The 25062-nt window shown below is 71.8% G+C and carries 23 protein-coding genes; 16 read left to right on the forward strand and 7 right to left on the reverse strand.

Translation table 11 applies throughout. The features are described from left to right. Positions 1–2: 2 nt before the first annotated feature. Positions 3–953, reverse strand: coding sequence for an SCO1860 family LAETG-anchored protein (locus ACQB60_RS00405; protein WP_496923761.1), 951 nt, complete (start codon positions 951–953; stop codon positions 3–5). A gap of 477 nt (positions 954–1430) precedes the next feature. On the opposite strand from ACQB60_RS00405, the gene ACQB60_RS00410 reads away from it, so the two are divergent. From ACQB60_RS00410 to ACQB60_RS00450, 9 genes are all read left to right on the forward strand, one after another. Then, on the forward strand, positions 1431–1595 hold the full coding sequence (locus tag ACQB60_RS00410) for a plantaricin C family lantibiotic (protein ID WP_384839848.1): 165 nt from the start codon (positions 1431–1433) through the stop codon (positions 1593–1595). 44 nt (positions 1596–1639) lie between these two features. Continuing rightward, entirely contained in the window at positions 1640–1804 is a 165-nt protein-coding gene (locus ACQB60_RS00415; protein WP_384839851.1) for a class II lanthipeptide, LchA2/BrtA2 family, read from the forward strand. A 141-nt stretch (positions 1805–1945) separates the two neighbouring features. Beyond that, positions 1946–5014, forward strand: coding sequence for a type 2 lanthipeptide synthetase LanM family protein (locus tag ACQB60_RS00420; protein WP_496923762.1), 3069 nt, complete (start codon positions 1946–1948; stop codon positions 5012–5014). Positions 5015–5016: 2 nt separating this feature from the next. Continuing rightward, entirely contained in the window at positions 5017–7212 is a 2196-nt protein-coding gene (locus tag ACQB60_RS00425; RefSeq protein ID WP_496923763.1) for a peptidase domain-containing ABC transporter, read from the forward strand. Further along, a complete protein-coding gene (locus ACQB60_RS00430; RefSeq protein ID WP_496923764.1) occupies positions 7209–10013 on the forward strand; it encodes a DUF4135 domain-containing protein in 2805 nt (934 codons plus the stop codon). The genes ACQB60_RS00425 and ACQB60_RS00430 overlap by 4 nt, the downstream gene beginning before the upstream one ends. Before the next feature lie 23 nt (positions 10014–10036). Beyond that, on the forward strand, positions 10037–10222 hold the full coding sequence (locus ACQB60_RS00435) for a hypothetical protein (RefSeq protein WP_496923765.1): 186 nt from the start codon (positions 10037–10039) through the stop codon (positions 10220–10222). 10 nt (positions 10223–10232) lie between these two features. Next, complete coding sequence (locus ACQB60_RS00440; RefSeq protein WP_496923766.1) at positions 10233–11210, forward strand: LLM class flavin-dependent oxidoreductase; 978 nt, start codon at positions 10233–10235, stop codon at positions 11208–11210. A gap of 55 nt (positions 11211–11265) precedes the next feature. Continuing rightward, positions 11266–12180, forward strand: coding sequence for an ABC transporter ATP-binding protein (locus ACQB60_RS00445; RefSeq protein ID WP_496923767.1), 915 nt, complete (start codon positions 11266–11268; stop codon positions 12178–12180). 2 nt (positions 12181–12182) lie between these two features. Then, positions 12183–12992 (forward strand): ABC transporter permease, encoded by an 810-nt coding sequence (locus ACQB60_RS00450; protein ID WP_496923768.1) that lies wholly within the window; start codon positions 12183–12185, stop codon positions 12990–12992. A gap of 39 nt (positions 12993–13031) precedes the next feature. Here ACQB60_RS00450 and ACQB60_RS00455 read toward each other — a convergent pair whose 3' ends face one another. Beyond that, positions 13032–13796 (reverse strand): AfsR/SARP family transcriptional regulator, encoded by a 765-nt coding sequence (locus tag ACQB60_RS00455; protein ID WP_496923769.1) that lies wholly within the window; start codon positions 13794–13796, stop codon positions 13032–13034. Positions 13797–14129: 333 nt separating this feature from the next. Beyond that, entirely contained in the window at positions 14130–15218 is a 1089-nt protein-coding gene (locus ACQB60_RS00460) for an amidohydrolase family protein (RefSeq protein WP_496923770.1), read from the reverse strand. A gap of 120 nt (positions 15219–15338) precedes the next feature. Here ACQB60_RS00460 and ACQB60_RS00465 point away from each other — a divergent pair, with 120 nt between their 5' ends. The 6 genes from ACQB60_RS00465 to thpD all read left to right on the forward strand — a co-directional run bounded on the left by ACQB60_RS00465 (position 15339) and on the right by thpD (position 20710). After that, positions 15339–16439: a pyridoxal-phosphate-dependent aminotransferase family protein gene (locus tag ACQB60_RS00465; protein WP_496924741.1), complete on the forward strand. Its 1101-nt coding sequence runs from the start codon at positions 15339–15341 to the stop codon at positions 16437–16439. A gap of 83 nt (positions 16440–16522) precedes the next feature. After that, the gene (locus tag ACQB60_RS00470) at positions 16523–17050 is read left to right on the forward strand and encodes a DinB family protein (RefSeq protein WP_496923771.1); all 528 of its coding nucleotides are present in this window, start codon (positions 16523–16525) and stop codon (positions 17048–17050) included. A gap of 329 nt (positions 17051–17379) precedes the next feature. Beyond that, complete coding sequence (gene ectA / locus ACQB60_RS00475; protein WP_496923772.1) at positions 17380–17931, forward strand: diaminobutyrate acetyltransferase; 552 nt, start codon at positions 17380–17382, stop codon at positions 17929–17931. Between the two features lie 97 nt (positions 17932–18028). Continuing rightward, entirely contained in the window at positions 18029–19300 is a 1272-nt protein-coding gene (gene ectB, locus ACQB60_RS00480) for a diaminobutyrate--2-oxoglutarate transaminase (protein ID WP_384839884.1), read from the forward strand. Positions 19301–19350: 50 nt separating this feature from the next. After that, positions 19351–19755 carry an ectoine synthase gene (locus tag ACQB60_RS00485; protein ID WP_496923773.1) on the forward strand — a complete coding sequence of 135 codons (405 nt, stop codon included), beginning with the start codon at positions 19351–19353 and terminating at the stop codon, positions 19753–19755. Between the two features lie 55 nt (positions 19756–19810). Beyond that, complete coding sequence (gene thpD / locus ACQB60_RS00490; RefSeq protein WP_496923774.1) at positions 19811–20710, forward strand: ectoine hydroxylase; 900 nt, start codon at positions 19811–19813, stop codon at positions 20708–20710. 92 nt (positions 20711–20802) lie between these two features. On the opposite strand, the gene ACQB60_RS00495 is transcribed toward thpD, so the two are convergent. Continuing rightward, positions 20803–21864: an alkene reductase gene (locus tag ACQB60_RS00495; protein ID WP_496923775.1), complete on the reverse strand. Its 1062-nt coding sequence runs from the start codon at positions 21862–21864 to the stop codon at positions 20803–20805. A 144-nt stretch (positions 21865–22008) separates the two neighbouring features. On the opposite strand from ACQB60_RS00495, the gene ACQB60_RS00500 reads away from it, so the two are divergent. Further along, complete coding sequence (locus ACQB60_RS00500) at positions 22009–22512, forward strand: MarR family winged helix-turn-helix transcriptional regulator (protein ID WP_496923776.1); 504 nt, start codon at positions 22009–22011, stop codon at positions 22510–22512. Between the two features lie 38 nt (positions 22513–22550). Here ACQB60_RS00500 and ACQB60_RS00505 read toward each other — a convergent pair whose 3' ends face one another. The 3 genes from ACQB60_RS00505 to ACQB60_RS00515 form a co-directional block, all read right to left on the reverse strand. Beyond that, entirely contained in the window at positions 22551–23606 is a 1056-nt protein-coding gene (locus tag ACQB60_RS00505) for an aminotransferase class V-fold PLP-dependent enzyme (protein ID WP_496923777.1), read from the reverse strand. Positions 23607–23675: 69 nt separating this feature from the next. Then, entirely contained in the window at positions 23676–24404 is a 729-nt protein-coding gene (locus ACQB60_RS00510; RefSeq protein WP_496923778.1) for a DsbA family oxidoreductase, read from the reverse strand. Positions 24405–24468: 64 nt separating this feature from the next. Further along, entirely contained in the window at positions 24469–24963 is a 495-nt protein-coding gene (locus tag ACQB60_RS00515) for a GNAT family N-acetyltransferase (protein ID WP_496923779.1), read from the reverse strand. Positions 24964–25062: the final 99 nt, after the last annotated feature.

A 25062-nucleotide genomic window follows, 5' to 3' on the forward strand; every position in this document is an offset into this window, starting at 1 on the left:
CCTCAGGCCCGGTTGCGCGCCCGGCGCGAGACGGCCACCGCTGCGCCGCCCGTCACGAGCAGGAGCGCGGCGCCCCCGGCGATGTAGGGCGTGCGGGAGTCGCCGCCGGTCTCCGCGAGGTTCTCGCGGGGCTCGGCGGCCTGCGCGGCGACGGGCTCGGCCGCCTTGCCCTGCGCCTTGGGACCCTCGTCCTCCGGCTCGGGCTCGGGCGCGGCCCCAGGCGGGGCCGTGCAGGTGGCGCCCGCCAGGGTGACGGTGCCCTCGACCTCGGCGACGTTGAGCTTCAACGGGTTGACGGACACCTTGAGTTCGAGCGCGGCGGCCGCGGCCGTACGGGACGTCGTGCTCGTCTTCGACAGGTCGAGGCGGACCTCGCCGACGCCCGGCACCTTGACCTGGGTGGTGCCACCCGCCGACAGCGTGACCCGCTTGCCGAGGACGGTGACGGAGCCGAGCAGGTTGGACTCGGCGACGGGCCGCCTGCCCGCCGCGCACACGGCCTTCGAGGTGACCTGGTCGACCTCGATGAGCGAGAGCAGCGGCAGGCCCGGCACGTGCACCTTGGCGTGCGCGACGTTGCTGTACCCCTCCGCCCTGCCCTTCTCGGCGGTGGCGCGGGCGGTGGCCACGTCGGCGCGGAGCACGCTGAAGGGGCGGCCGTGGTCGACGCCCGCCAACTCGGCGGTGAGCGCGGTCTTCTGGGCGCTCGCGGGGGCGTGGACCTCGTTCAGAGCGAGGGTGAGCGGGACGTTCAGGGTCTTGTTGAGCAGGGAGACGTCGAGCCCGGTGCGCAGGACGACGGCGCCCGCCCTGCCCTTGCCCTTTCCGTCGTGCCCGTCGCCGCCGGTCGCCTGGGCGGGGACGGTGGCGGCGGTGGCCAGGAGCGCGGTCGCGGCGAGGGCGGCGGCGGCCGTACGGACGGCGGTGCTGCTGTTCACGGTGGTGCTGTTCACGGTGGTGGGACCCCCACGGGAGAAACGGAGTCGGGCGCGGGCGAGCGGCGGCCGGCCCGCTTCGCGTACGCATGGGGGACATGGGACAGGCGGGGGCGCCGTGCCGACGACCAACATCGACGGGGGAATCTTTACGCACTGAGAGTGAACGGGCGAGCACCTGTGGTGAGTTCACTCCAACGGGAGGTTTCCGCTTCCCCATTCGAATCCGGCGGCACGGATGTTCCCTGAAGTCACCCGAGTTGCGGAGTGACTCGGGTGCGCCTGCCCACGGGACGAGTCGGGCGGACATCTGCAACGAGCCACCGCCCCCGGGCGTCACGCCGCGTCAACCCCGCATGCCGCGCCTATGCGCGAGCTGTGCGCCGCCTGCTCGCTCCCGATATCCCGCCTGAACATGTGTCGCCCAGGATGAATCCCGGGTCGCCGACGTGCAGATGAGCCGGCGGCTTTTGGATTCGAACCTAAGGAGACCTTGTGTACAAGGGCGACATCGAGCTGCTGGAAGAGATCCAGGAGCAGGACTTCGACGGCATCGCCTACGGCGCTTGCACCACGAACACCTTCTCGCTGTCCAACAAGCTGGGCAACAACGGCGGTTGGTGCACGCTCACCAAGGAATGCCAGCCCAACTGCAACTGATTCCGGCAGCACGCCGACAGCGGAACCCGAACAAGGAGCACCTCATGCAGGACAAGAAGAACGACGTGCTGGGCGGCTACGACGAGGCCGAGCTCATCGAGCTGAGCGAGGCCGACACGCACGGCGGCACCGGCCCGTGGTGCATCGCCACGGTCACCCTGGCCAGCGCGGCGCTGTGCCCGACCACCAAGTGCAGCAGCAAGTGCTGAAGCCCGCTTCGTCCTTCGGGATAGGCGGATAGCACGGCGGAGGCGGAACGGGAGCAGCACCACCGGTTCCCGTTCCGCCTCTCGCCGTCCCGGCCCTCGACTCTCGATTCTCGACTTCGCGCACTACGGAGCAGCAAGAACGTGACAACTCCCCTTCAGTACTACCCCGAGTTCGACAGTGCCGAGGTCGAAGAGACCATCACGCCCCTCAAGGAATTCGACGCGGAGACGCTGGCCGTCCTCGACGACCCGGCCGCCGCCCGGCTCGGCGCGTGGCTCGGCGCACCCGAGGACTACCCGTTCCAGCGCGTCATCCGCGGTGTCGCCGCCACCCTCGCGGATACGCGCCCGCTCGACGGCTTCGACGGCCTCCTCGCCGACCCGCAGGACGCCCTGCTCCAGCTGCTCGGCCGCGCCGAGACCCGGCTGCGGGACGTGTACACCCGCCCGCTGGTCGCCGCGGTCAACCACGCGCGCGAGAACGGCCTCCTGGCGGGCGCCACCCCCGAGGAGCGCTACGCCTCCTTCGTCGACGGCGCCTGCCGCACGTCCTTCGAGACGTTCAGCGGCCTGTCCTTCCCGGTCCTGCGGGACGTCACCCGCATCGTGCTGCGCAACGAGGCCGCGGCCGCCCGGGAGCTGTGCGCCCGCCTGGTGGCCGACCGCCCGGCGATCGCCGCCGAGTTCGGCATCGACGCCCGCGACCGGCTGGTCTCCCTCGGCCGCTCCGAGGGGGACACGCACCACCACGGCCGCAGCGTGTCCGTCCTGGTCTTCGCGTCCGGCAGGCGCCTCGTGTACAAACCCCGCGACGTGTCCTGCGAGTCCGGCTACGTGACGCTCGCCGAGGAGCTCAACTCCCGTCTGGGGACCGGGCTCGTCAGTGCGGCGGTGCTGCGGCGCGAGGGCTACGGGTACGTGGAGTTCATCGAGGCAGAGGACGTCTCCGACCGGTCGGCGTCGTTCATGCGCGCCAGCGGTGAGCTCGCCGCCGTGCTGTATCTGCTCAACGCGCGGGACATGCACTTCGAGAACATCCTGCCCACCCGCCGCGGCCCGCTCCCGATCGACCTGGAGACGATCCTGCACCCGGAGCGGATCCACACCGGTCCGACCCCGGAGGCCCCCGGCAACGCGTACGCGACGATCGGGCAGTCGATCTACGGCATCGGCATCCTGCCCCTCGTCATGGCCGGCAAGGACCCGGGCTCCGGCCACGTCGACCTGGGCTTCCTCGGCGACCAGGGCAGCGGCGCCTCGCCGTTCAAGTCGCTGCAGTTCGTCCGGCCGTTCACGGACGAGGTCGGCCTGGCCTTCCGGGCGGCGGCCGCCGAGCGCCGCCAGACCGTCGCGGGCTCCCTCTCCCAGGACGAGACGTACGAGCTCGGCCGGCACATGGCCGACGGCTTCTCGCGGGTCTTCCGTGCCGTCATGGCGGACCGGGAGAGCTGGACGGACCTGCTGCGCCGGGTTGCCGGGGACCTCCGCGTCCGGTACGTGCACAACCCCACCGCCCTGTACGCGCAGACGCTGCGGATGACGGCGGGACCGAGCGCCCTCGACGCCCCCGCCCCGTATCTGGCGCTCCTGAAGCGCATCGCGATCGCCAGCAAGACCTCCGACCGGCAGCTCGTCCGCTCCGAGATGCGCCAGCTCGCCGGGCGCGACGTCCCGTACTTCACCGTCGCCGCCACCGGCACCGCCCTGACCGACGGCGCCGGCGCCGAGGTCGGCGCGCACTTCGCGCGGTCGCCGCTTGACCTCGCCCTCGACAAGGCCGCGCGCCTGAGCGAGTTCGAGCTCGGCGAGCAACTCCGGCTGCTGCACTCGGCGTTCGCGTCCCGCTTCCCCGACAACCACCTCCTCGCCGACGCGGGCCCGGCACCCGCGCCTGCCTCTCCGTCCGGCATCCGTCCGCCGCGCGACGGCGCGCACACGCCGCTCACCCCGCTCTCCCTCGTCACCGAGCTGTGCGACCGGATGCTCGCGACGTCGCTGCCCGACAAGTTCGCGCACCTGCCCCGGACCTGGATCGGCCCGCTCGCCTCCGCCGACGCGGGCCGCCCCTGGCCGCCCGGCGTCCTCGGCTACGACCTGTACACCGGCCGCACCGGCCCGGCCCTGGCGCTCGCCGCGGCCGGACGCCTCCTCGACCACGGCGCCTACCGCGAGCTGGCCGCGCAGATCTTCTCGACGACCGCCGACATCCTGGCGAGCCGCCGGTACGAGACGCGCAGCATCCACCAGGCCGGGTACGGGGGTTACACGGGGATGGCGGGCATCCTCTTCGCCCTGTCGGCGGCGGGCCGGATCCTCGACGAGCCCGACTGGACCCGGGCCGCGCAGGACGCGGTGCCCCTCGTCCTCGACCAGCTCCGCGCCCAGCCGCCGGGCCGGGTTCCGTTGGACGTCATCGGCGGCGTCGCGGGCGTGCTCGGCTGTGTCCAGGCCATCGGCGGGCCGCACGCCGCGGCCGCCGTGCCCGAACTGGTCGCGCTGCTCGGGGAGTTCCTGCGCGCGGACGCCCCGCACGCGGGCGGCGAGGCGGCCGCGTCCGTCCTCTCGCAGTCCGGCTTCGCGCACGGCGTCAGCGGCATCGTGCACACCCTGAGCCGGGCCCTGCCCCAGCTGCCCGCGGACCGGCGGGACGCGGCCGAGGAGACCCTGGCCTCGCTCGCGGGCCGGCTGCACGGCTTCTACGACCCCGACGCGCGCAACTGGTACTCCAGCGTCACGGCCCCGGGCACCTTCTCGACCGGCTGGTGCCACGGCGCGGCCGGCATCGCCCTGGCCCTGTCCTCGTACGCCTCCGTCACCGGCGACGACACGGTGGCCCGGCTGCGGGACCAGGCCGTCGCCCACACCCTGGAATCCGGCTTCGGCCGCAACCTCACCTGGTGCCACGGGGACCTGGGCAACCACGCCATCCTCACCGAACTGGCCGACCGCGCCGACCGCGCCGACCACTCCGGCGTCTCCGGCGTCTCCGGGGCGAAGGGCGGCGATGCCCTGCGCGCCGAGATCGCGGCGGTCGAGGAGCGGTGGCTGCGCCCCGACGTGTTCGTCCGCAAGACCTCCGACGCCCGCAGCCGGTACGCCCACACCAACAGCCTCATGGTGGGCTCCGCCGGGATCGTGCTGCACCTGGTCAACCGCCTGGACCCGGCCCGCCGGGTGTCCCCGCTGACCCTCACCGTGCGGGGGGACTGACCATGGCCCGCCAGGTACCCACCGTCACCCAGGTCACCCAGACCGAGTGCGGGCTCTGTTCCTGCGTCGCGGTCCTGCGCTACCACGGGCGCGCCGAGAGTCTCTCCAGCGCCCGCGACGCCATGGACGCGGGCCGCGACGGGCTGTCCGCGAACCAGCTCGCGCAGTACCTGTCCGCGCGCGGCATGGACGTGAAGCCGTACCGCGTGAAGGACATCTCCGCGCTGGAGAAGTTCACCTCCCCGGTGATCCTGTACTGGGAGGACTACCACTTCCTCGTCCTGGAGAAGTTCGACGGCCGCACCGCGGTCGTCATGGACCCCGCCGTGGGGCGGCGCCGCCTCACCCGGGCCGAACTCGAGGCCGGGTTCAGCGACATCGCGCTCACCGCCGAGCCGGGCCCCGGCTTCGAGAGGACCCGGGCGAAGCCGCTGAGCGAGTGGCGCGGCATCCCCCTCTTCGCCGAGGGGGCCAAGAAGCGCATCGCCCTCGTGGCGCTCCTGTCGCTCAGCGGATACGCCGCCGTCCTCGGCATCCCGATGCTCACCGAGTGGGCCGTGGACCGGGCCGGGCGCTGGCAGGGGCTCGACGACCTCTCCCTGGTCATCGCGCTGGTCCTGGCCGTGGCCGTCGGCTACTTCGCGATCCACCTGGTGCGGATCCTCACCCTGTCGTCGCTGGTCGCGGTGCTCGGCAAGCACCTGATGACGCACACCTTCGCCAAACTCCTCGCGCTGCCCTACCGGTTCTTCACCACGCGACAACCCGGCGAGCTGCTGTTCCGGCTCAACAGCGTCAACGCGATCCGGGACCTGCTCTCCTCGCGGGTCGCCCAGGGCGTCCTCGACGTGGGCACCCTCGTCTGCGTCACCGTCTACCTGTTCGTCACCGAGTGGCGGCTCGGCCTGATCGCGCTGGTCCTCTTCCTGCTCAACGCCGCCTATCTGGCCAAGACCCGGGTGCGCGTCCGGGAGGCCGTCGACGCCGAGATCGCGCACCTGTCCAAGAGCCAGTCCACGCAGCTCGACGCGATCGTGTCGATCCCGACGATCAAGATGGGCGGCTACGCCGACGAGTTCGTCGCGGGCTGGCGCGAGACGTACGACCAGTCCCTTGACGCCATGAAGCAGCGCATGCGCCTGCAGCAGGGCCGCATCTCCGGCGTGACGACCACGACGCAGATGTTCGGGCCGATCGTGCTGCTCCTGGCGAGCCTGTACTTCGTCGGCCACGGCCAGATATCCCTGGGCGCCGCGATCGCCGTGCAGGCGGTGTCCGCCACGTACTTCGCGCTCGCGACGTCGGTGTTCCAGACGTACACCGAGTTCGCGGAGGCGTCCCGGTACGTGGCCCGCCTCAACGACATCACCGCGACCCCGGCGGAGTCGCCAGGCGGCGACCGCACCGAACTCCCGGACACCTCCATCACGTTGGAAGACGTCAGCTTCCGCTACACCGCGCACAGCTCCCTCGTGGTGCGCAACGTGTCCCTGGAGATCGAGCCGGGCGCCAAGGTCGCCTTCGTCGGCGCGTCCGGCTCCGGCAAGAGCACCCTCGGCAGGATCGTCTGCGGCCTGTACGAACCCACCAGCGGGAGCGTGCTGTTCGGCGGCCTCGACATGGCCGAGTACGACAAGAACGCCCTGCGCCGCGCCATCGGCTACATCCCGCAGGAAGTGCACCTGCACAACCGCACCATCCTGGAGAACCTGACCCTCGGCCAGGACATCCCGGTGGAGCAGGTGCGGGAGTACTGCGCGAGCGTCGGCATCCTCGACTTCCTCGACGACCTGCCCATGGGCCTGAAGACCCTGGTGTCCGAGATGGGCGCCAACTTCTCCGGCGGGCAGCGCCAGCGCCTCGCGATCGTACGGGCCCTGCTGCAGCGCCCCAGGATCCTGCTGATGGACGAGGCGACCGCGTCCCTGGACACCGTCAACGAACGGCGGGTCACGCAGATCATCCAGGACATCGGCGCGACCCAGGTGGTGATCGCCCACCGCCTGGCGACGATCAAGTCGGCCGACCACATCTACGTGTTCGACAGCGGGCGCGTCGTCGAACACGGCACGCACGAGGCGCTGTTGGCCGGCGGTTCGGTCTACGCCGACCTCTACGCAGACAGCGCGGACAGCCCAGACAGCCCGGACCGCGCAGACACGACCACGGATGTCCTCGTCGGAGGCGAGCCAGCATGACCGAGCCCCACGTTCCGGCCGAGCCCCATGTCTCGGTCCCGGCCTTCCTGCCGTTCTATCTGAGCCTGATCCCGCGCGAGACGGTCGCCGAGCGGCTGCGCGACGCCGTCGCCGGGGCGTCCGCTCCTCAGTACGGGGACGCGCTGCTCGACCAGGTGTGGCACGAGCTCGTCGGCGCCGTCGAGTTCCACTCGTTCCGCATGCTGATCGGCGAGTTCCACGCCTTCCGGGAGCGGCGCGGGCTGCCGATGACGACCGAGAGCGACCAGGCCCTCAAGGAGTACGGCGGACGCCTCGCCGACCCCGCGTACAGCCATGAGCTCATGGACCGGTACGCGGTGCTCCAGCAGCGCCTCGACCGGGTCCTGAGCAACTCCCTCGACGCGTTCACCGACGTGTTCACCGCCTATGCCGAGGACCGGGCCGCACTGCGCGCCGCCGGGCTCCTCGCGGCCGACGATGCGCCCCTGACCCGGCTCTTCGCCACCGGCGCCGATCTGCACAACGACAACCGGCAGGTCGTCGGCGTCGAGGTCGCGGGCGGCGGCAAGGTCGTCTTCAAGCCGCGCGCCCTGGTCTCCGACGCCTTCGTCCGCGATCTGTACACGGCGGCCGACCAGCACCTCACGTACTCGCTGCGGGAGTGCGCCCCGGCCTCCGTCACCATCGGCGGGCACGGCTGGCAGAGCTACGTCACCCCGCGGCCGATGACGGGAGCGGACCAAGTCGCCCGCTACTTCTACCGGTTCGGCGCCCTGTGCGCGCTGTTCGGCGCCATCGGCGCCTCGGACCTGCACGACGAGAACCTCCTCGCCGCGGGCGAGAACCCGTGCGTGATCGACACCGAGACCATGGTCCGGCCCAACGCCGGGGTGGACAACGACTCGCTGCCGCACGTGCTGATCAACCAGCTGAAGCTGTCCGTGGTCTCCACGATGCTCGTGCCGATGGCCAACCCCAACTCCCCCATCGACCTGGTCATGGCGGGCGTCGGTATCGACGGCGACCAGACGTCGAAGATGAAGCGGCCGGTCATCCACGACAGCACCACGGACGGCGTCCGCGTCCGCTGGGAGCAGGTCACCCACCGCCAGACCGACAACGTGCCCCGGCTCGGCGAGCGGCCGCTGTCGCCCGTCGACCACTTCGGCGACATCCTCTCCGGCTACCGGGACGCGCTCCGGGCCGTGCGCGGCGACGGGATCGGCAAGGTCCTCGACGCGTACCCCGACATGCCGGTGCGCTGTCTGATCCGCTCGACGATGGTCTACACCCGGTTCCTGGACGCCGCCACGCACCCGGACTACCTGCGCGAGATCGAGGAGGCCGAGCGGGTCTTCGGGCTCCTCGGCACCTACCCGGACTATCTGAGCCCCGAGGCGGCCGTCTACGTGGGCGAGCAGGAGCGCGCGGCGCTGCACACCGGGAACGTCCCGTACTTCGTCGCGCGCGGCGGATCCACCGAACTGGCCACCCCCGGCACGCACTTCCCCCGGGTCCACACGACCTCGGCGCTCGACTTCGCCCGCGCGGGCGTCGCGCTCGGCGGCCGCCGCAGCGACCTCTTCCACCACTTCCTGCTGGAGGAGTGCTTCAACGAGGTGACCGCGGACCACCCGACCGGCCTGTCCGCGCACAGCGTGTTCGCGCCGACCCTTGGCGGGGCCCGGCCGCGCGCCTGGTGGCCGGGCATCGCCCGCACCCTCGACGCCGTGAGCGTCGCGTACGACGGGCCGCGGGGGCCGGAGACGGGCTGGGTCTGCGGCATCGGCCCGGACCGCAACGCGCCCACGGTCACGCCCGGCAACTTCATCTCGTTCCACGACGCGGGCGGCATCGTCACGTTCCTGGAGAACGCGGCCCGCCACGACGCGGCGTTCACCGAGGTGGCGCGGAGCGCGGCACGGGGCTTCGACGCGCTTCTCGCCGAGTACGGCGACGTACTCGCGGACGCGCCGGAGAGCGTGTTCACGGGGGCAGCCTCCACGCTGCTCGCCCGGCCGGGGCAGGTGGACCCGGCGTGGCTGGAGCGGACGCTCGACACGATCGACGCGCGGGCGGCGGCCGGGACCCTGGACAGCGATCTGGCGACGGGACCCGCGGGCATCCTCATGGTCCTGCTGTCGCGCCTGGAGGCAGGCGAGCACCCCCTGGTCGACGAGCGGCGGCTCGCGGCCCTGCGCGACCTCACGCTCGCGCACGCCCAGGCGCCGAAGACGAAGCCCTGGTTCGACGTGGCCCACGGCGAACTCGGCATGCGCTGGGCCGCCGCCCGCGTCGGCCGGGTCCTCGGGGACACCGCCCTGGCGCAGGAGTCGGCCGAGTGGCTGCTGCGGCGCCTCGTCGACGGCGACCGCTCCCCCGCGTCCGGCTGGTGCAACGGCGCGGCGGGCCTGCTCCTCGCCACGGCGGAGATCCTCACGTCGGCCGGGCGCCGGGACTGGCTGTCCGGGGACCGGCTTGCGGACCTGGTGGACGGGGCGACGCGGCTGCCCGCCGAGGGCCCGGTGGACCTGTCGGTCTGCCACGGCACCAGCGGCGTCGTGCAGTCCCTGATCGCCACGGGCCGCAGCCTCAAGGACGCCTCCCTCCTGGAGCGGGCGGAGACCTACCAGGAGCGGGTGCTCGCGGCGGCGCGCGACCGCGGCTTCCACACCGGCGTCGCGGGCCGCACCTCGCTCCTCGGCTATCTGCTCGGCTGGTCGGGGGTCGGCGACACGGACCTCATGCTGCGGGCCGCCCGGACCGCCGACGGACCGGCCGTCCCGGTGGCCCTCATCAGCGCCCGGCCCGCCAACTGACGTACAGAGAAAAGGAGTTCCCCGTGAAGAACCAGAACGGCCCGAAGAACGGCCGCAAGAACAGCATGAGCACCGGCTTCCCGCTGCTCATCGGTGTCGTGATCGCGGCCGTCTGCACCACCCAGAAGAACTGGGGCGGCGCGGGCTTCGCCGTCGTCGTGGGCGCCGCGGTCTCGCTCTGGATGCTGCGGTCGTCCCGCCGCAAGTAAGGGCAGGTCCGTGCACTACTCGATCCTTCTCCCCTTCGGACCGACCCGCCCCGAGCAGGTCGTGCCGTTCGCCAACCTCGTGAAGTGGGCCGGGGCCGAGCGGCTCTGGCAGGGCCAGGGCATGGTCCTGGAGTCCCACCACGTGATCAGCCATCTGGCGGGCCTCGGCATCCGGGTGCCCGCAGGCTTCGGCGTCTCGCTGATGCCGTTCCGCTCGCCGTACCAGGCGGCGGTCGAGGCCCGGTCGGTGGCGCTCGCCACCGGGCACCCGGTCGTCGCGGGCTTCGGCCCCGGTTCCCTGTCGATCCAGGAGGGCGTGCTCGGCACGCCGTACGCCAGTCCGCTGCGCGCCTCCCGCGAGTACATCCAGATCGTGCGGGGCCTGCTGAACGGCGACACCGTGGACGTCCGGGGCGACTACCACGCCGTCTCCGGGAACCTGATCAAGTCCCTCGCCCCGCCGGTGTCCGTGGGCCTCGGCGTGCTGCGGGAGCGGATGGCGGCCCTGGCCGGCGAGGTCGCGGACGTGGCCATCACCTGGATGGGCAACGCCCGGTACGTCGGCACCACCCTGATGCCCGCCCTGCGCGGCGCGGAGCGCGCCCTGGACGAGCCGGTCAGGGTCACCGCCATCGTGCCCGTCGCCCTGTCGGGGCCCGACCGCGACGTCACGGCGCTCGCGGCGGCCGCCTGCGGCTCCCACATCCAACTGCCGCACTACCAGGACACGTTGCGCCGGGCCGGGATCACCGTGACGGGCGAGTCCGGCCCCGCGGACGCCGGGCGGCTCGTCGACGGCGGCGTGTTCCTCTACGGCACCGCGGAGGACATCCACCAACGCCTCGACGAGTACCGGCAGTTCGGCGTGGACGAGATCGTCCTCAACGCCACCGGGGTCGGCCAGGTCCACGGCCCGCAGGCCGCGGCGCGCGACCTGCTGAAGCTGCTGCGCACGAAGCCGGCGGAACCCGACACGAAACCGGCGTAACCAGAGAAGACAGCTCTCCCCCCACCATCCCCCCACCACCGAGAAGTGACAGGCAATGATCGACGTACAACACCTGACCCAGCGCTATGGAGCGACGCTCGCCGTCGACGGACTGACCTTCCGCGTCGAGCCGGGGCGCGTCACCGGCTTCCTCGGCCCCAACGGCGCCGGCAAGTCCACCACGATGCGCGCCATGATCGGCCTGGAGCGCCCGGCGTCCGGCCGGGTGCTCATCGACGGCAGGCCGTACGCCGCGATCCCGCAGCCGCTGCGCACGGTCGGCGCGCTCCTGGAGGCCAAGGCCCTGCACGGCGGGCGCACCGCGCACGGGCACCTCCTCGGGCTCGCCCGCAGCAACGGCATCCCCGCGGCGCGCGTGGGCGAGGTCCTCGACACCGTGGGCCTCGCGGACGTGGCCCGCAAGCGGGCGAAGGGGCTCTCGCTGGGCATGGCGCAGCGCCTGGGCGTGGCCGCCGCGCTGCTCGGCGACCCCCGGGTGCTGCTCCTGGACGAGCCGGTCAACGGGCTCGACCCCGAAGGCATCCTGTGGATAAGGGAGTTGATGAAGAACCTGGCGGCAGAGGGCCGCACGGTCTTCGTCTCCAGCCATCTGATGAGCGAGATGGCGCTGACCGCGGACCACCTCGTCGTGATCGGCCGGGGCCGCCTCCTCGCGGACACCTCCGTCGAGGAGTTCATCGCCCGCCACTCCCGCTCGTACATCCTCGTCCGCACCCCGGAGCCCGAGCGCATGCGGGACGTGCTGACCGCCGAGGGGATCCGGTTCGCGGACGGGCCCGAGGGCGTCATCGAGGCGGAGGGCACCTCCTTGGAGACGGTGGGGGCGCTCGCCTCCCGCAACCAGGTGACCGTGTACGAGATCAGCCCCCAAGTGGCTTCCCTGGAGGAGGCGTTCATGCGGCTGACGGCCGACGCCGTGGACTACCGGGCGAAGCAGGAGGTGCGCTGACGATGGCGGCAGATGTGATGACGACGGCCGAAGGCTCGCCGGCGACGGAGCTCCGCGCGGCCATGGCCTTCGAGTGGATCAAGATCAGGACGCTGCGGTCCACCGTGTGGAACCTCGGCCTCTTCCTGGTGGTGAGCGTGGCCGTCGCCGTGCTCACGGGCTCCGTCATGCGGAACGCGTACGACGACATGGGCGCGGAGTCGAAGGCCGACTTCGACGCGGTCGCCACCGGCTTCGGCGGGCTGCGGCTGGGCCTGATCGCCCTCGTCGTCTTCGGTGTGCTGACCGTGACCAGCGAGTACTCCTCGGGCACCATCAACAGCTCGCTCACCGCGGTGCCCCGGCGCGGCGTGCTCTACACGGCGAAGGTGCTCACCGGCACCGCGACGGCGTTCGTGGCGTCCGTCGTCGTGGTCGCGGCCGGCTTCTTCGCCACGCAGCTGTCCCTGGGCGGGGCGCTGGCCGCGTCGGTCTCCGACACGGGGGCGGTGCGCGCGCTGGTCGGGGCGGTGCTCTACACGACGCTGCTCTGCGCGTTCTCGATCGGCCTCGCGGCGGTGCTGCGCAGCTCCGCGCTCACCATGGGCCTGCTGGTGCCGCTGTTCTTCATGGTGTCGACGATCCTCAACAGCCTGCCGGGCGTGCGGAAGTTCGCCCAGTTCCTGCCGGACGTGGCGGGCAGCCTGATCCTGTCGAGTCGGCCTGCGGAGGACACGGTGCTGACCGCCTGGACCGGCATGGCCGTCCTGGCCGCGTGGACGGCGCTCGCACTGGCGCTGGGGTACGTGGCGCTGCGCCGCCGGAACTCCTGACGCGCACAGCGCCCTGGTACGAGGCCGGTGCCGCCCCCGCTACACGAAGTCGGGGGCGGCGCCCTCGGCGGTCGAGGCGCGCGCGGCGACGAGCCGGAACGCCGCGTCGCAGTCCCAGGTGAGCGCCGCGGCCCGCATGGCCGCCACCTGGGGCGGCAGGTCGAGACCCAGGTCGTCGGCGAAGAGCTGCTGGCAGCGCTTGACCGCGTTCAGGGCGCCGACGACATCGCCGCGGATGCAGTGCACCGCGGCCAGCAGGGCCCAGAGCTTCTGCCGGTAGGGCTCCTCGGCGATCACGGTCTCGATCCGGTAGCCGAGCAGCTCGGTCCGGCCGGCGAGGATGCAGGCGGTGAACAGGTCCTGGCAGGCGTCGAAGCGGGCGTTGTTGAGGCCGACCGTATGGGCGCTGAACCAGCGCGTCGGGGGCAGGTCCTGTCCGAAGGGGCCCCGCCACAGGGCCACGGCTTCCTCGAGGGTGTCGACGGCGGCGTCGGCCCGGCCGTCGAGGAGCAGGGCGCGGCCGTGCCGGGTGGCGCGCGTGAACCGGGCCAGGTCGGATTCGTCCGGGGTGACGTCGAGTCCGTAGCCGCTCTGGCCGCCGCGGTAGGTCTTGAGGCGGCCGCTGAGCCCGGGGGCCGCCTCGTCCAAGTCGCGCCGCAGTCCGGTCACATGGCTGCGGATGTTCGCGGTGGCGGAACAGGGCGGCTCGTCCCAGAGCAGTTCGGCCAGCTCTCCCACGGCTATGGACTGGCCCGGTCTGAGCAGAAAGGCGGTGAGGATCGCGCGCCGGACGGGCGAGCTCATTTCAGCGCTCCCCTGCACCCGGAGCGGGCCAAGAATCCTGAAAAGCATGTCCCCGATGTCTCTTCTCTCATCAAGTCGAAGGGAGCAGAGCGGCACCTTTCAGCACGCCGTCGGACCGACCGCGCGCCGCGGCCACGCGTGCGGCGTGAACGGGCGCGAGGTACTTTCCGTAACCCCTGCAGACCGGGTTATTTCGACACCCGTCAGCATGGATCAGCCACCCCCCTTGGCACGGGCTTTACCGTGTCATGGGAGGCGGATCTCGTCAATCTCCGCGAAAACACCCAAAGGCAGCGTTCGGTGAACTCCCGCCGGAAACAGTCGAGTTCGCCTTCATCCCACCACCCGTCCGTTCAGCACCACCCGTCGCGGCGCCGCGAGCACGCCGACGTCCTCCCGGGGGTCCGTCCCGTACACCACCAGGTCCGCCGCGGCCCCCTCGTCGAGCCCGGGCCGCCCCAGCCACTCCCGCGCACCCCACGTCGTCGCCGACAGGGCGTCCCGCACCGGAATCCCCGCCCGCACCAGCTCCGCGACCTCCCCGGCCACGAGCCCGTGCGCCAGCGAGCCTCCGGCGTCCGTGCCCGCGTAGATCGGCACCCCGGCGTCGTACGCCGCCCGCACCGTGTCGTAGCGGCGCTCGTACAGGTCCCGCATGTGCGCGGACCACCGGGGGAACTTCGCCTCGCCGCCCGCCGCCAGGTCCGGGAACGTGGCGATGTTGACCAGGGTCGGGACGATCGCCACGCCCCTCTCCGCGAAGAGCGGGATCGTGTCCTCGGTCAGGCCCGTCGCGTGCTCGATGCAGTCGATGCCCGCCTCGACCAGGTCGCGCAGCGAGTCCTCCGCGAAGCAGTGCGCCGTGACCCGCGCCCCGAGCCGGTGCGCCTCCGCGATCGCCGCCTCCACCGCGCCGCGCGGCCAGCACGCCGTGAGGTCGCCCGCCTCGCGGTCGATCCAGTCGCCGACGAGCTTGACCCAGCCGTCGCCGCGGCGGGCCTCCTGCGCGACGTAGGCGACGAGGTCGTCGGGCTCGATCTCGTGGGCGTAGTTGCGGATGTAGCGGCGGGTGCGCGCGATGTGCCGGCCGGCCCGGATGATCTTCGGGAGGTCCTCGCGGTCGTCGATCCAGCGGGTGTCGGAGGGCGAACCGGCGTCGCGGATCAGCAGGGTGCCCGCCTCGCGGTCGGTGAGCGCCTGCTTCTCTGCGGTCTCGGCGTCCACGGGTCCATGGGTGTCGAGCCCGACGTGGCAGTGCGCGTCGACGAGGCCCGGCAGCGCCCAGCCCTCGACGGTCGTCACATCGGTCGCGGCGGGGCGGTCGTAGGTGACCCGGCCCCCGACCACCCACAGCTCGTCCCGTACGTCGTCGGGCCCGACCAGCACCCGCCCCTTCACGTGCAGCACCGCGTGATCGCTCATGTACGAAGCTTAGGAGGCTGCGGTTACGCTCGAAGCGGCAGCCCGACCGCACCGAGAGCAGCCTGGCCGCACCAAACAGACGAACCATGAAGCGAGATGACGCGACCCGTGAGCAGCAGCGTGACGCACCCCTTCCTCGACCTGGCCCCCCTCAGCGCCGCCCACTTCGCCGCCATCGAGGACCGGGTCGCCCGCCTCCTCGGCACCGGACAGGACGTCGTGATCATGCAGGGCGAGGCGCTGCTGCCCCTGGAGGGCTGCATCAAGGGGGCCGCGGGTCCGGGGACGACCGCGCTCAACGTCATCACGGGCCCGTACGGGCAGACCTTCGGCAACTGGCTGCGGGACTGCGGCGCGACGGTCATCGACCTGTCCGTGCCGTTCCACACGGCCGTCACCGCCGAGCAGGTGCGGGCCGCCTTCGCCGCGCACCCGGAGATCGACTTCGTCTCGCTCGTGCACGCCGAGGCCGCCACCGGCAACACCAACCCGGTCGCGGAGATCGGTGCGGTCGTACGGGAGCACGGCGCGCTGTTCATGCTGGACGCCGTCGCCTCGGTGGCCGCCGAGCCGCTGCTGCCGGACGCGTGGGGCGTCGACCTGTGCGTGATCGGCGCGCAGAAGGCCATGGGCGGTCCCGCGGGCGTCTCCGCGGTGTCGGTGAGCGAGCGGGCCTGGCAGCGGATCGCCGCCAACCCGAAGGCGCCGCGCCGCTCCTACCTCTCCCTCCTGGACTGGAAGGAGCGCTGGGTCGACGGCGGCCGGAAGGCGCTCCTGCACGCCCCGGCGCAGCTGGAGATGCTCGCCCTGGAGGCGTGCGTGGAGCGCATCGAGAACGAGGGCCTCGACGCGGTGATGGCCCGGCACGCCACGGCGGCGGCCGCCACCCGCGCGGGGGCCGTCGCGCTCGGCGGCGGACTCGAGCCGTATGTCCACGAGGCCGTGGACGCGGCGCCGGTGGCCACGACGCTGCGCGTCCCGGCCGGGGTCGACGCCTCGCAGCTGGTGGCGAAGGCCCTCGCGGCCGATCCGGTGCTGCCGCTGGTCGCGGGCGGGGGCGCGCTCGCCCAGGAGATGATCCGGGTGAACCACTACGGGCCCGACGCGACCCGCGGCGTCGTGCACGCCTCGCTCGCCGCCCTGGGCGCGGCGCTCGGCGAGGCGGGTCTGACGGTCGACCTGGAGGCGGCGCGGCGCGCGGTGACGGACGCCTGGGGGTAGCCGCCCGCGCACGCCCGGGAGTTGTCGCACTCGCGTGCGCAATTCGGCGGCGCCGTCCGGCCGTTCATGACAGCGTGGCCGTCATGACGACCATGCCGGACGACGACCGCGTCATCCCGCCGCTGACCGCCGACGAGCCGGCCATGCTGATGTCCTGGCTCGACTTCCACCGCGAGACGCTCGCCCTGAAGTGCGCGGGCCTGGACGACGAGCAGCTGCGGCGGCGGGCGGCCGCGCCGTCGGCCCTGACACTGCTCGGCCTGGTGCAGCACATGGCGGGGGTCGAACGGAACTGGTTCCAGACGGTGTTCGCGGGCCGGGACGTGCCCTGGGTGTACGAGGGCGACCAGTACGGGTTCACGCTCGACCCCGGGCGCTCGCTCGACGACGCGCTGGCGGTCTGGCGGCGGGAAGTGGCCACGGCGCGCGAGATCTGCGCGGGGCGCTCGCTGGACGACACCGGGCGGTTCACCGAGCAGGACGCGGCCTGGGTCGGCGGGCGGGACGTGAGCCTGCGCTGGATCCTGGTGCACCTCATCGAGGAGTACGCCCGCCACAACGGCCATGCGGATCTGCTGCGCGAGGCCATCGACGGAACCACCGGTCCCTGAATTACCGCGCCGCAAGCATCGCTTTTACGCCGCATTCATGAATTCTTTATGAGCACAGCTTCCCGTATTCTTCTGCCCGCTTTCCTGGTGGCTAAACACTAAGATTTCGACAGCGCCAAACGTCGTAATTCGGGCACGCTTCAGGGAAGTTTCGCTTCTGTGACGCACTCCACAGCGCGCACCTTTTGCCGCATATGACCGGCGCAAATCACCACATTCCGACCGGCATTCCTGCGGGCGCGCGCCCCCGCGTGATAACACATCGAGGCTTCGTACGTAACCCCTTCCCCCGATGCAATCCCAGGAATTGCTCGGTAAATTCAATCCGCATGACCGCTGCACAAGCCGATCTACCGACCGACCTGCAAGCGAATTACCGAGAAATGCCCGAGGGGCTGCGCCTCAGCACTCCCGACGTCGCCGACGGCGCCGCGATCTGGCGGATCGCCCGCGACTCGAAGGTGCTCGACCTCAACTCCTCCTACAGCTATCTGCTCTGGTGCCGTGACTTCGCGGCCACCTCCGTGGTGGCCCGGGACGCCGAGGGCGAGGTGGCGGGCTTCATCACCGGCTACGTCCGGCCCGACCGCCCGCGCACCCTGATGGTCTGGCAGGTGGCCGTCGACCACGCGCACCGCGGCAAGGGACTCGCCGCCGCGCTCCTCGACGGGCTGACCGCGAAGGTGGCGGCCGACCGCGAGATCGACGCGCTGGAGACGACCATCTCGCCCGACAACACCGCGTCCGAGGCCCTCTTCACCTCGTACGCCCGACGGCACGGCGCATCGGTCGCGCGCACGGTCCTGTTCGACGCGGGCCTGTTCCCCGACGACGGGCACGAGCCCGAGGTGCTCTACCTCATCGAGCCACTCCCGCGCTGAGCGGCGGCAGGCACTCCCCCCACAGCTCTTCCCGCGCTTCACCGGACACCCCCACCCCCCACTCCCCCGCACTTCTTCATCTCCCAGGAGATTCGCTGTGACCATCACCCAGCCCGACCTGAGCGTCTTCGAGACCCTGGAGTCGGAGGTGCGCAGCTACTGCCGCGGTTGGCCTACGGTCTTCGACCGCGCGCAGGGCAGCCGCATGTTCGACGAGGACGGCCACGAGTACCTCGACTTCTTCGCCGGGGCCGGTTCGCTCAACTACGGCCACAACAACCCCGTCCTGAAACGCGCCCTGATCGACTACATCGAGCGCGACGGCGTCACCCACGGCCTCGACATGTCGACGACCGCCAAGCGCGCCTTCCTGGAGACCTTCCAGAACGTCATCCTGCGGCCGCGCGACCTGCCCTACAAGGTCATGTTCCCGGGCCCGACGGGCACCAACGCCGTGGAGTCGGCGCTGAAGCTGGCCCGCAAGGTCAAGGGCCGCGAGTCGATCGTCTCGTTCACCAACGCCTTCCACGGCATGTCTCTCGGCTCGCTCGCCGTGACCGGCAACGCCTTCAAGCGGGCGGGCGCGGGCATCCCCCTCGTCCACGGCACGCCGATGCCGTTCGACAACTACCTCGACGGCCAGACCCCCGACTTCATCTGGTTCGAGCGCCTCCTGGAGGACTCCGGCTCGGGCCTGAACACCCCGGCGGCCGTGATCGTCGAGACGGTGCAGGGCGAGGGCGGCATCAACGTGGCCCGCGCCGAGTGGCTGCGCAAGCTCGCCGACGTCTGTGAGCGCTGGGACATGCTGCTCATCGTCGACGACATCCAGATGGGCTGCGGCCGCACCGGCGCGTTCTTCTCCTTCGAGGAGGCGGGCATCACGCCGGACATCGTGACCGTCTCGAAGTCCATCAGCGGCTACGGACTGCCCATGTCCCTCTGCCTGTTCAAGCCGGAGCTGGACGTCTGGGAGCCGGGCGAGCACAACGGCACGTTCCGCGGCAACAACCCCGCGTTCGTGACGGCCGCCGCGGCCCTGGAGACGTACTGGACCGACGGCGCCGCCATGGAGAAGCAGACCCTGGCGCGCGGCCAGCAGATCGAGGAGACCCTCAGCGCGCTGCGCGCCGAGTACCCCGACGACACCGTCGAGTACCGCGGCCGCGGCCTGGTGTGGGGCATCGAGTTCCGCGACAAGGAGCGGGCCGGCAAGGTCGCCAAGCGCGCCTTCGAGCTCGGTCTGCTCATCGAGACCTCCGGCCCCGAGAGCGAGGTCGTCAAGCTGCTCCCGGCGCTGACGATCACGCCCGAGGAGCTGGACGAGGGGCTGCGGACGCTGGCGCGCGCCGTGCGCGAGACCGCTTGACGGCCGCCCGCCCCGCACCGTACGACAGCTAAGAAAGCAGGCAACTCACCGTGATCGTCCGTTCGTTCAAGGACATTGAGGGCACCGACCGGCATGTGAAGGCCAAGTCGGGCACCTGGGAGAGCAAGCGCATCGTGCTCGCCAAGGAGCGCGTCGGCTTCTCCCTGCACGAGACCATCCTGTACGCCGGTACGGAGACGTCGATGTGGTACGCGAACCACATCGAGGCCGTCGTCTGCACCAAGGGCGAGGCGGAGCTGACCGACGACACGACCGGCGAGAAGTACATCATCACGCCGGGCACCATGTACCTGCTCGACGGGCACGAGAAGCACACCATGCGGATCAAGGAAGACTTCCACTGCCTGTGCGTCTTCAACCCGCCGGTGACGGGCCGCGAGGACCACGACGAGAACGGCGTCTACCCGCTGCTCACCGAGCCCGAGGCCGACTGACTTTCGCGTTCTACATCCCGAACAGGGCCGTACGAGAGGAGAGGCAGGCAACACCATGACCACCGCACCCGAACGCACCGCCGACCTGTACCCGACGCGAGGCACCGAAGAGGTGCTGATCGAGCGCAAGGACCCCGTGGTGTGGTCCGCGCCGGGTGCCGAAGGGCCCATCACGGCCCAGGACTTGGCGGGGTTCGAACGGGACGGGTTCCTGGCGATCGACCAGCTCATCACCCCCGATGAGGTGGCCGTTTACCACGCGGAGCTGGAGCGCCTGATGGGCGATCCCGCGATGCGGGAGAACCCGCGCTCCATCGTGGAGCCGCGCTCGCAGGAGATCCGCTCCCTCTTCGAGGTGCACAAGATCAGCGAGGTCTTCGCCAAGCTGGCGGCGGACCCGCGCGTCGTCGGCAGGGCCCGGCAGATCCTCGGCTCGGACGTGTACGTCCACCAGTCGCGGATCAACGTGAAGCCGGGCTTCGGTGCCTCCGGCTTCTACTGGCACTCCGACTTCGAGACCTGGCACGCCGAGGACGGCCTGCCGAACATGCGCACCGTCTCGGTGTCGATCGCGCTCACCAAGAACCACGACACCAACGGCGGGCTCATGATCATGCCCGGCTCGCACAAGACGTTCCTTGGCTGTGCGGGCGCCACGCCGAAGGACAACTACAAGCGGTCGCTGCAGATGCAGGACGCGGGCATCCCGTCGGACGGGACGCTCACGAGCCTCGCGTCCGACCACGGCATCCGCCTGTTCACCGGCGAGGCGGGCTCGGCGACGTGGTTCGACTGCAACGCCATGCACGGCTCGGGGGACAACATCACCCCGTACCCGCGCAGCAACGTCTTCATCGTGTTCAACAGCGTGGAGAACACGGCGGTGGAGCCGTTCGCGGCACCCATCCGGCGCCCCGAGTACATCGGGGCACGGGACTTCACTCCGGTCAAGTGAGGTAGCGCGCAAGCGAGTCGAACCGGCCCGGCGTCCTTCGTGGATGCCGGGCCGGTTCGCGTCCTGGTGTCTGCTTCTGTCGCCTCCGCCGCTTACAGCGCCGGGTAGTCCGTGTAGCCCTTCGCGTCGCCGCCGTAGAACGTCGCCTGGTCGGGCTCGTTGTAGGGGCCGCCGGCCCGCAGGCGGGCGGGCAGGTCGGGGTTGGCGAGGAAGAGCGAGCCGAAGGTGAGCACGTCGGCGGTGCCGTCCTCGATCAGGGCGAGGGCGTCGGCTCCGGTGGGTCCCTCGGTCTGCGGGTTCAGGACGAACGTGCCGCTGAAGCCCTGGCGCAGCGTGGTGGTGAGCTCACGGATGTCACCCACCTCCATGACGTGCAGATACGCGAGGCCGAGCGCGTCCAGCTCCTTGACCAGGGCGGTGTAGGTGGGCTCCGGGTCGGGCTCGGAGATGTCGTTGAAGGGGTTGCCGGGCGAGACGCGGAAGCCGGTGCGGGCGGCGCCGATCTCGGCGCTGACGGCGCGGGCCACCTCGACGGCGAAGCGGATGCGGTTCTCGGGCGAGCCGCCCCACTCGTCGGTGCGCCGGTTGGAGCCCGGCGCGAGGAACTGGTGGATCAAGTAGCCGTTGGCGCCGTGCAGTTCGACGCCGTCGAAGCCCGCGTCGATCGCGCCCCGGGCGGCGGCCACGAAGTCCCCTATGGTGGCGCGGACTTCGGCGCCGGTCAGCTCGCGCGGGGTGACGAAGTCCTTCGGGCCCTCGGGGGTGAAGACCTGCCCCTGTGCGGCGATCGCGGAGGGCGCCACGTTCACGAGCCCGTCGGGCAGCAGCACCGGGTGGCCGATGCGGCCCGCGTGCATGATCTGCGCGAAGATCCGGCCCCCCTTCGCGTGCACGGCGTCGGTGACCTTCCGCCAGGAGGCGACCTGCTCGGCGCTGTGCAGGCCCGGCGTGAACGGATAGCCCTGGCCGATCGCGGAGGGCTGGATCCCCTCGGTGATGATCAGGCCCGCGGAGGCGCGCTGCGCGTAGTACTCGGCGGTGAGGTCGGTGGCGACGCCGCCCTCCCCCGCCCTGCTGCGGGTCATGGGCGCCATCGCGACGCGGTTGGAGAGCGTGGTGCCGGACAGGTCGATGGTGTCGAACGCGGTGGTCATCGGTGCTCCCAAGGCATACGGGTGGCGGGGAACCCACATTTATGTGGTCGGCCAAGCTTTCGGCCGTGAGCCCACTGTAACGCATTCATTGGCCGACCAAGGTATTCTCGTGGGAGCAGCCGGAAGACCGAGGAGGAGCGCGCGATGAAGGCCGACCCCGCCTGTACCGAGGAACCCGATGTGACCCTGGCGGGCCCCATCAGCCACGCCATCAGCCGGGTCGCCCGGCTGCACCGCCTGACCGCGGGCAAGCTCCTCAAGGACCTCGGCCTCTACCCCGGTCAGGAGCTCCTGATGATGCACCTGTGGGACGCGGGCGCGGTGCGCCAGTCCGAGCTCATCAAGCGCCTGGAGCTCGACCCCTCGACGGTCACGAAGATGCTGCAGCGCCTGGAGCAGGCGGGACACGTGCGGCGCCGCCCGGACCCGGACGACCGGCGCGCGGTGCTCGTCGAGACCACCGAGGCCAGCTGCGGACTGCTCACCCAGATGACGGACGTCTGGGGCCGGCTGGAGGGGCACACCGTCGCGGGCCTGGACGCGGCCGAGTGCGAGCAGCTGGCCCGCCTGCTCGCGCGGGTCGAGGAGAACCTCTGCAAGGAGACGGCGGACTGCCCGGTGGAGGCCAGGCGGGCGGCGGCCGACTAGGGCCTGTCCGGCGGCCGGTTGCCCGCGCGGTCCGGCGCTCAGCCGCCCGTCCCGTCCAGCACGTCCAGGATCCGGTCCACGTCCGCCTCCGTGTTGTACAGGTGGAACGACGCCCGCAGATGGCCCGCGCGCGCCGAGGTGAGGACGCCCGCGCGCGACAGCTCGCCGTGCCGGTCGGCGAGGCCGGGCACCGAGACGATCGACGAGCCGCCCGGGACCGGGGTGTGCCCGAGGCGTGCCAGACCCGCCCGGTAGCGGTCCGCGAGGCCCATGGCGTGGGAGTGGATCGCGGCCACGCCGATCTCCTCCAGGAGGGCGAGCGCGGGGACGGCCGCGTGGTAGGCGAGGAAGGCGGGCGGCTCGTCGAACCGGCGGGCGTCCGGGGCGAGTTCGGTGAGCGGCCCGTACGTGGAGTTCCAGCTGTCGGCCGCCGCGAGCCAGCCGCCGTTGCCCGGCGTCAGGGACTCCTGCGCGGACTCGCTCACCGTCAGGAAGGACGCGCCGCGCGGGCACAGCAGCCACTTGAAGGCGCCCGTGACCGTGTAGTCCCACCAGGAGGCGTCGACGGGGCAGGCGCCGGTGGCCTGGGTCGCGTCCACGAGGGTGCGGGCGCCGTGGGCGGCCGCCGCCTCCCGCAGCGCCGCCAGGTCCGCGGTCCTGCCGTCCGCCGACTGGACCGCCGAGAACGCGACGAGCGCCGTCGAGGGCCGCACGGACGCGGCGAGCTCCGCGAGCGGCACGTACCGCAGCTTGAAGTCGCCGCGCAGCAGGAACGGATCGATGACGGAGCCGAACTCGCCCTCGGGGAAGAGGACTTCGCTGCCCGGCGCCAGCGAGCCCGCGATCAGGCCGACGTGCACGGCGACGGAGCCGCCGGTGGCCACCCGCGAGGCGTCCACGCCGACGAGGCGCGCGAACCGCTGCCGCGCCTCGTCCACCACCTCGAAGTCCCCCGCCCCGCCGGGCCTGCCGGAGACCAGCTCCGCGGTCAGGGCGCGGACCGCCTCGGCGGCGCGGCGGGGCAGCAGCCCGCAGCTCGCGGTGTTCAAGTAGGTCGACTCGGGCGCGAATTCGTCACCGGTGATGATCCCCATGGGCCAACTGTGCCGTCCCCGCACACCGCCGTCCATTGCGGATGTGTACGCGGATCCGGTAAGCGACGCTTATACGTCGCCCTTGACCTGCGGGACCTCGCAGCCGTCGGGGCCGCAGGCGTCGCCGGTCGCGGCCCCGTCGAGCGTCGTCAGCGGGGAGCGGCTGCCCCACGCCTGCTCCAGGGCCTGGGTGAAGACCTCGGCGGGCTGGGCGCCGGAGACGCCGTACGTGCGGTCGAGGACGAAGAACGGCACGCCGTTCGCGCCCAGTTCGGCGGCCTCGCGCTCGTCGGCGCGGACCTCGGCCGCGTACCGCTCGGGGTCGGCGAGGACAGCGCGGGCCGCGTCGGCGTCCAGGCCCGCGGCGGCCGCGAGCTCCACGAGGCGCTCGTCGTCGGCGAAGACGGACTTCTCGTCGGCGAAGTTGGCGCGGTACAGCAGGTCGAGCAGCGCGTCCTGGCGGCCCTGCTCCCGGGCGAAGTGCAGCAGGCGGTGCATGTCGAAGGTGGAGCCGTGGTCGCGGCCCTCGGTCAGGTAGTCGAGGCCCTCGGCGGCGGCGTTCTCGCCGAGCCGTGCCTCGGCCTCCCTGGCCTGCTGCTCGCTCATGCCGTACTTCTGGGCCAGCATCGGGATCACCAGCCCGGTGTCGTCCTTGGCGCGGCCCGGGTCCAGCTCGAAGGAGCGGTGCACCACCTCGACGCCGTCGCGGTGCGGGAAGGCGGCGAGCGCCTTCTCGAAGCGGGCCTTGCCCACGTAGCACCACGGGCAGGCGATGTCGCTCCAGATCTCCACGCGCATGTTCTCGGCTTCTTTCCAGGTCGTGCGGGCTGTACTCAGGCCCTCAACACGGCTCCGGAGCCCCTCATTCCCCGAGCGGCGATTCCCCGAGCGGCAGGCGCATCCGTACGTGGCCGCCGCCGTCGTCGCCCGCACCCAGCGACTCCCAGCCCTTGGCCGCGTAGAAGCCCTGCGCCCGCGCGTTGTCCGCGTGCACGTCCAGGATCGCCTCGGTCATCCCGTCGGCCCGCCACTCCTCCACGCACGCCGCGTGCAGACAGCCGCCGATGCCGGTGCGCCACAGGTCGGGGTCCACGTGGAACTGGAACAGCTTCACCGTGTCCGCGGGCGCGTCCTCGGGGGTGCGGAAGGAGGCGAGGCCCGCCACGCGGCCGTCGCGGACCGCGCACAGGACGTGGCCGTCGGGGCGCTCTATGGCGGCGCGCCACCGCTCGGCCCAGTCGACGCCGTCGTCCGGGAACCCGCCCTCGTAGTACGTGGCGCGGGCGCGGGCGTGCAGCTCGGTCAGGGCGGGGGCCTCGGCGGGCACGGCGGTCCTGATCATGATGTTTTGGATCATGTCGGGAAAGACGTGCCGCCCCCGGCGGAGGTTCCGCACCCGTCGCTCAGCCGCTCAGTCGCTCAGCCGCTCAGCCGCTCAGCCGCTCAGCCGCTCAGC

The sequence above is a fragment of the Streptomyces odontotermitis genome (genome assembly GCF_050510915.1).
Classification (GTDB): domain Bacteria; phylum Actinomycetota; class Actinomycetes; order Streptomycetales; family Streptomycetaceae; genus Streptomyces.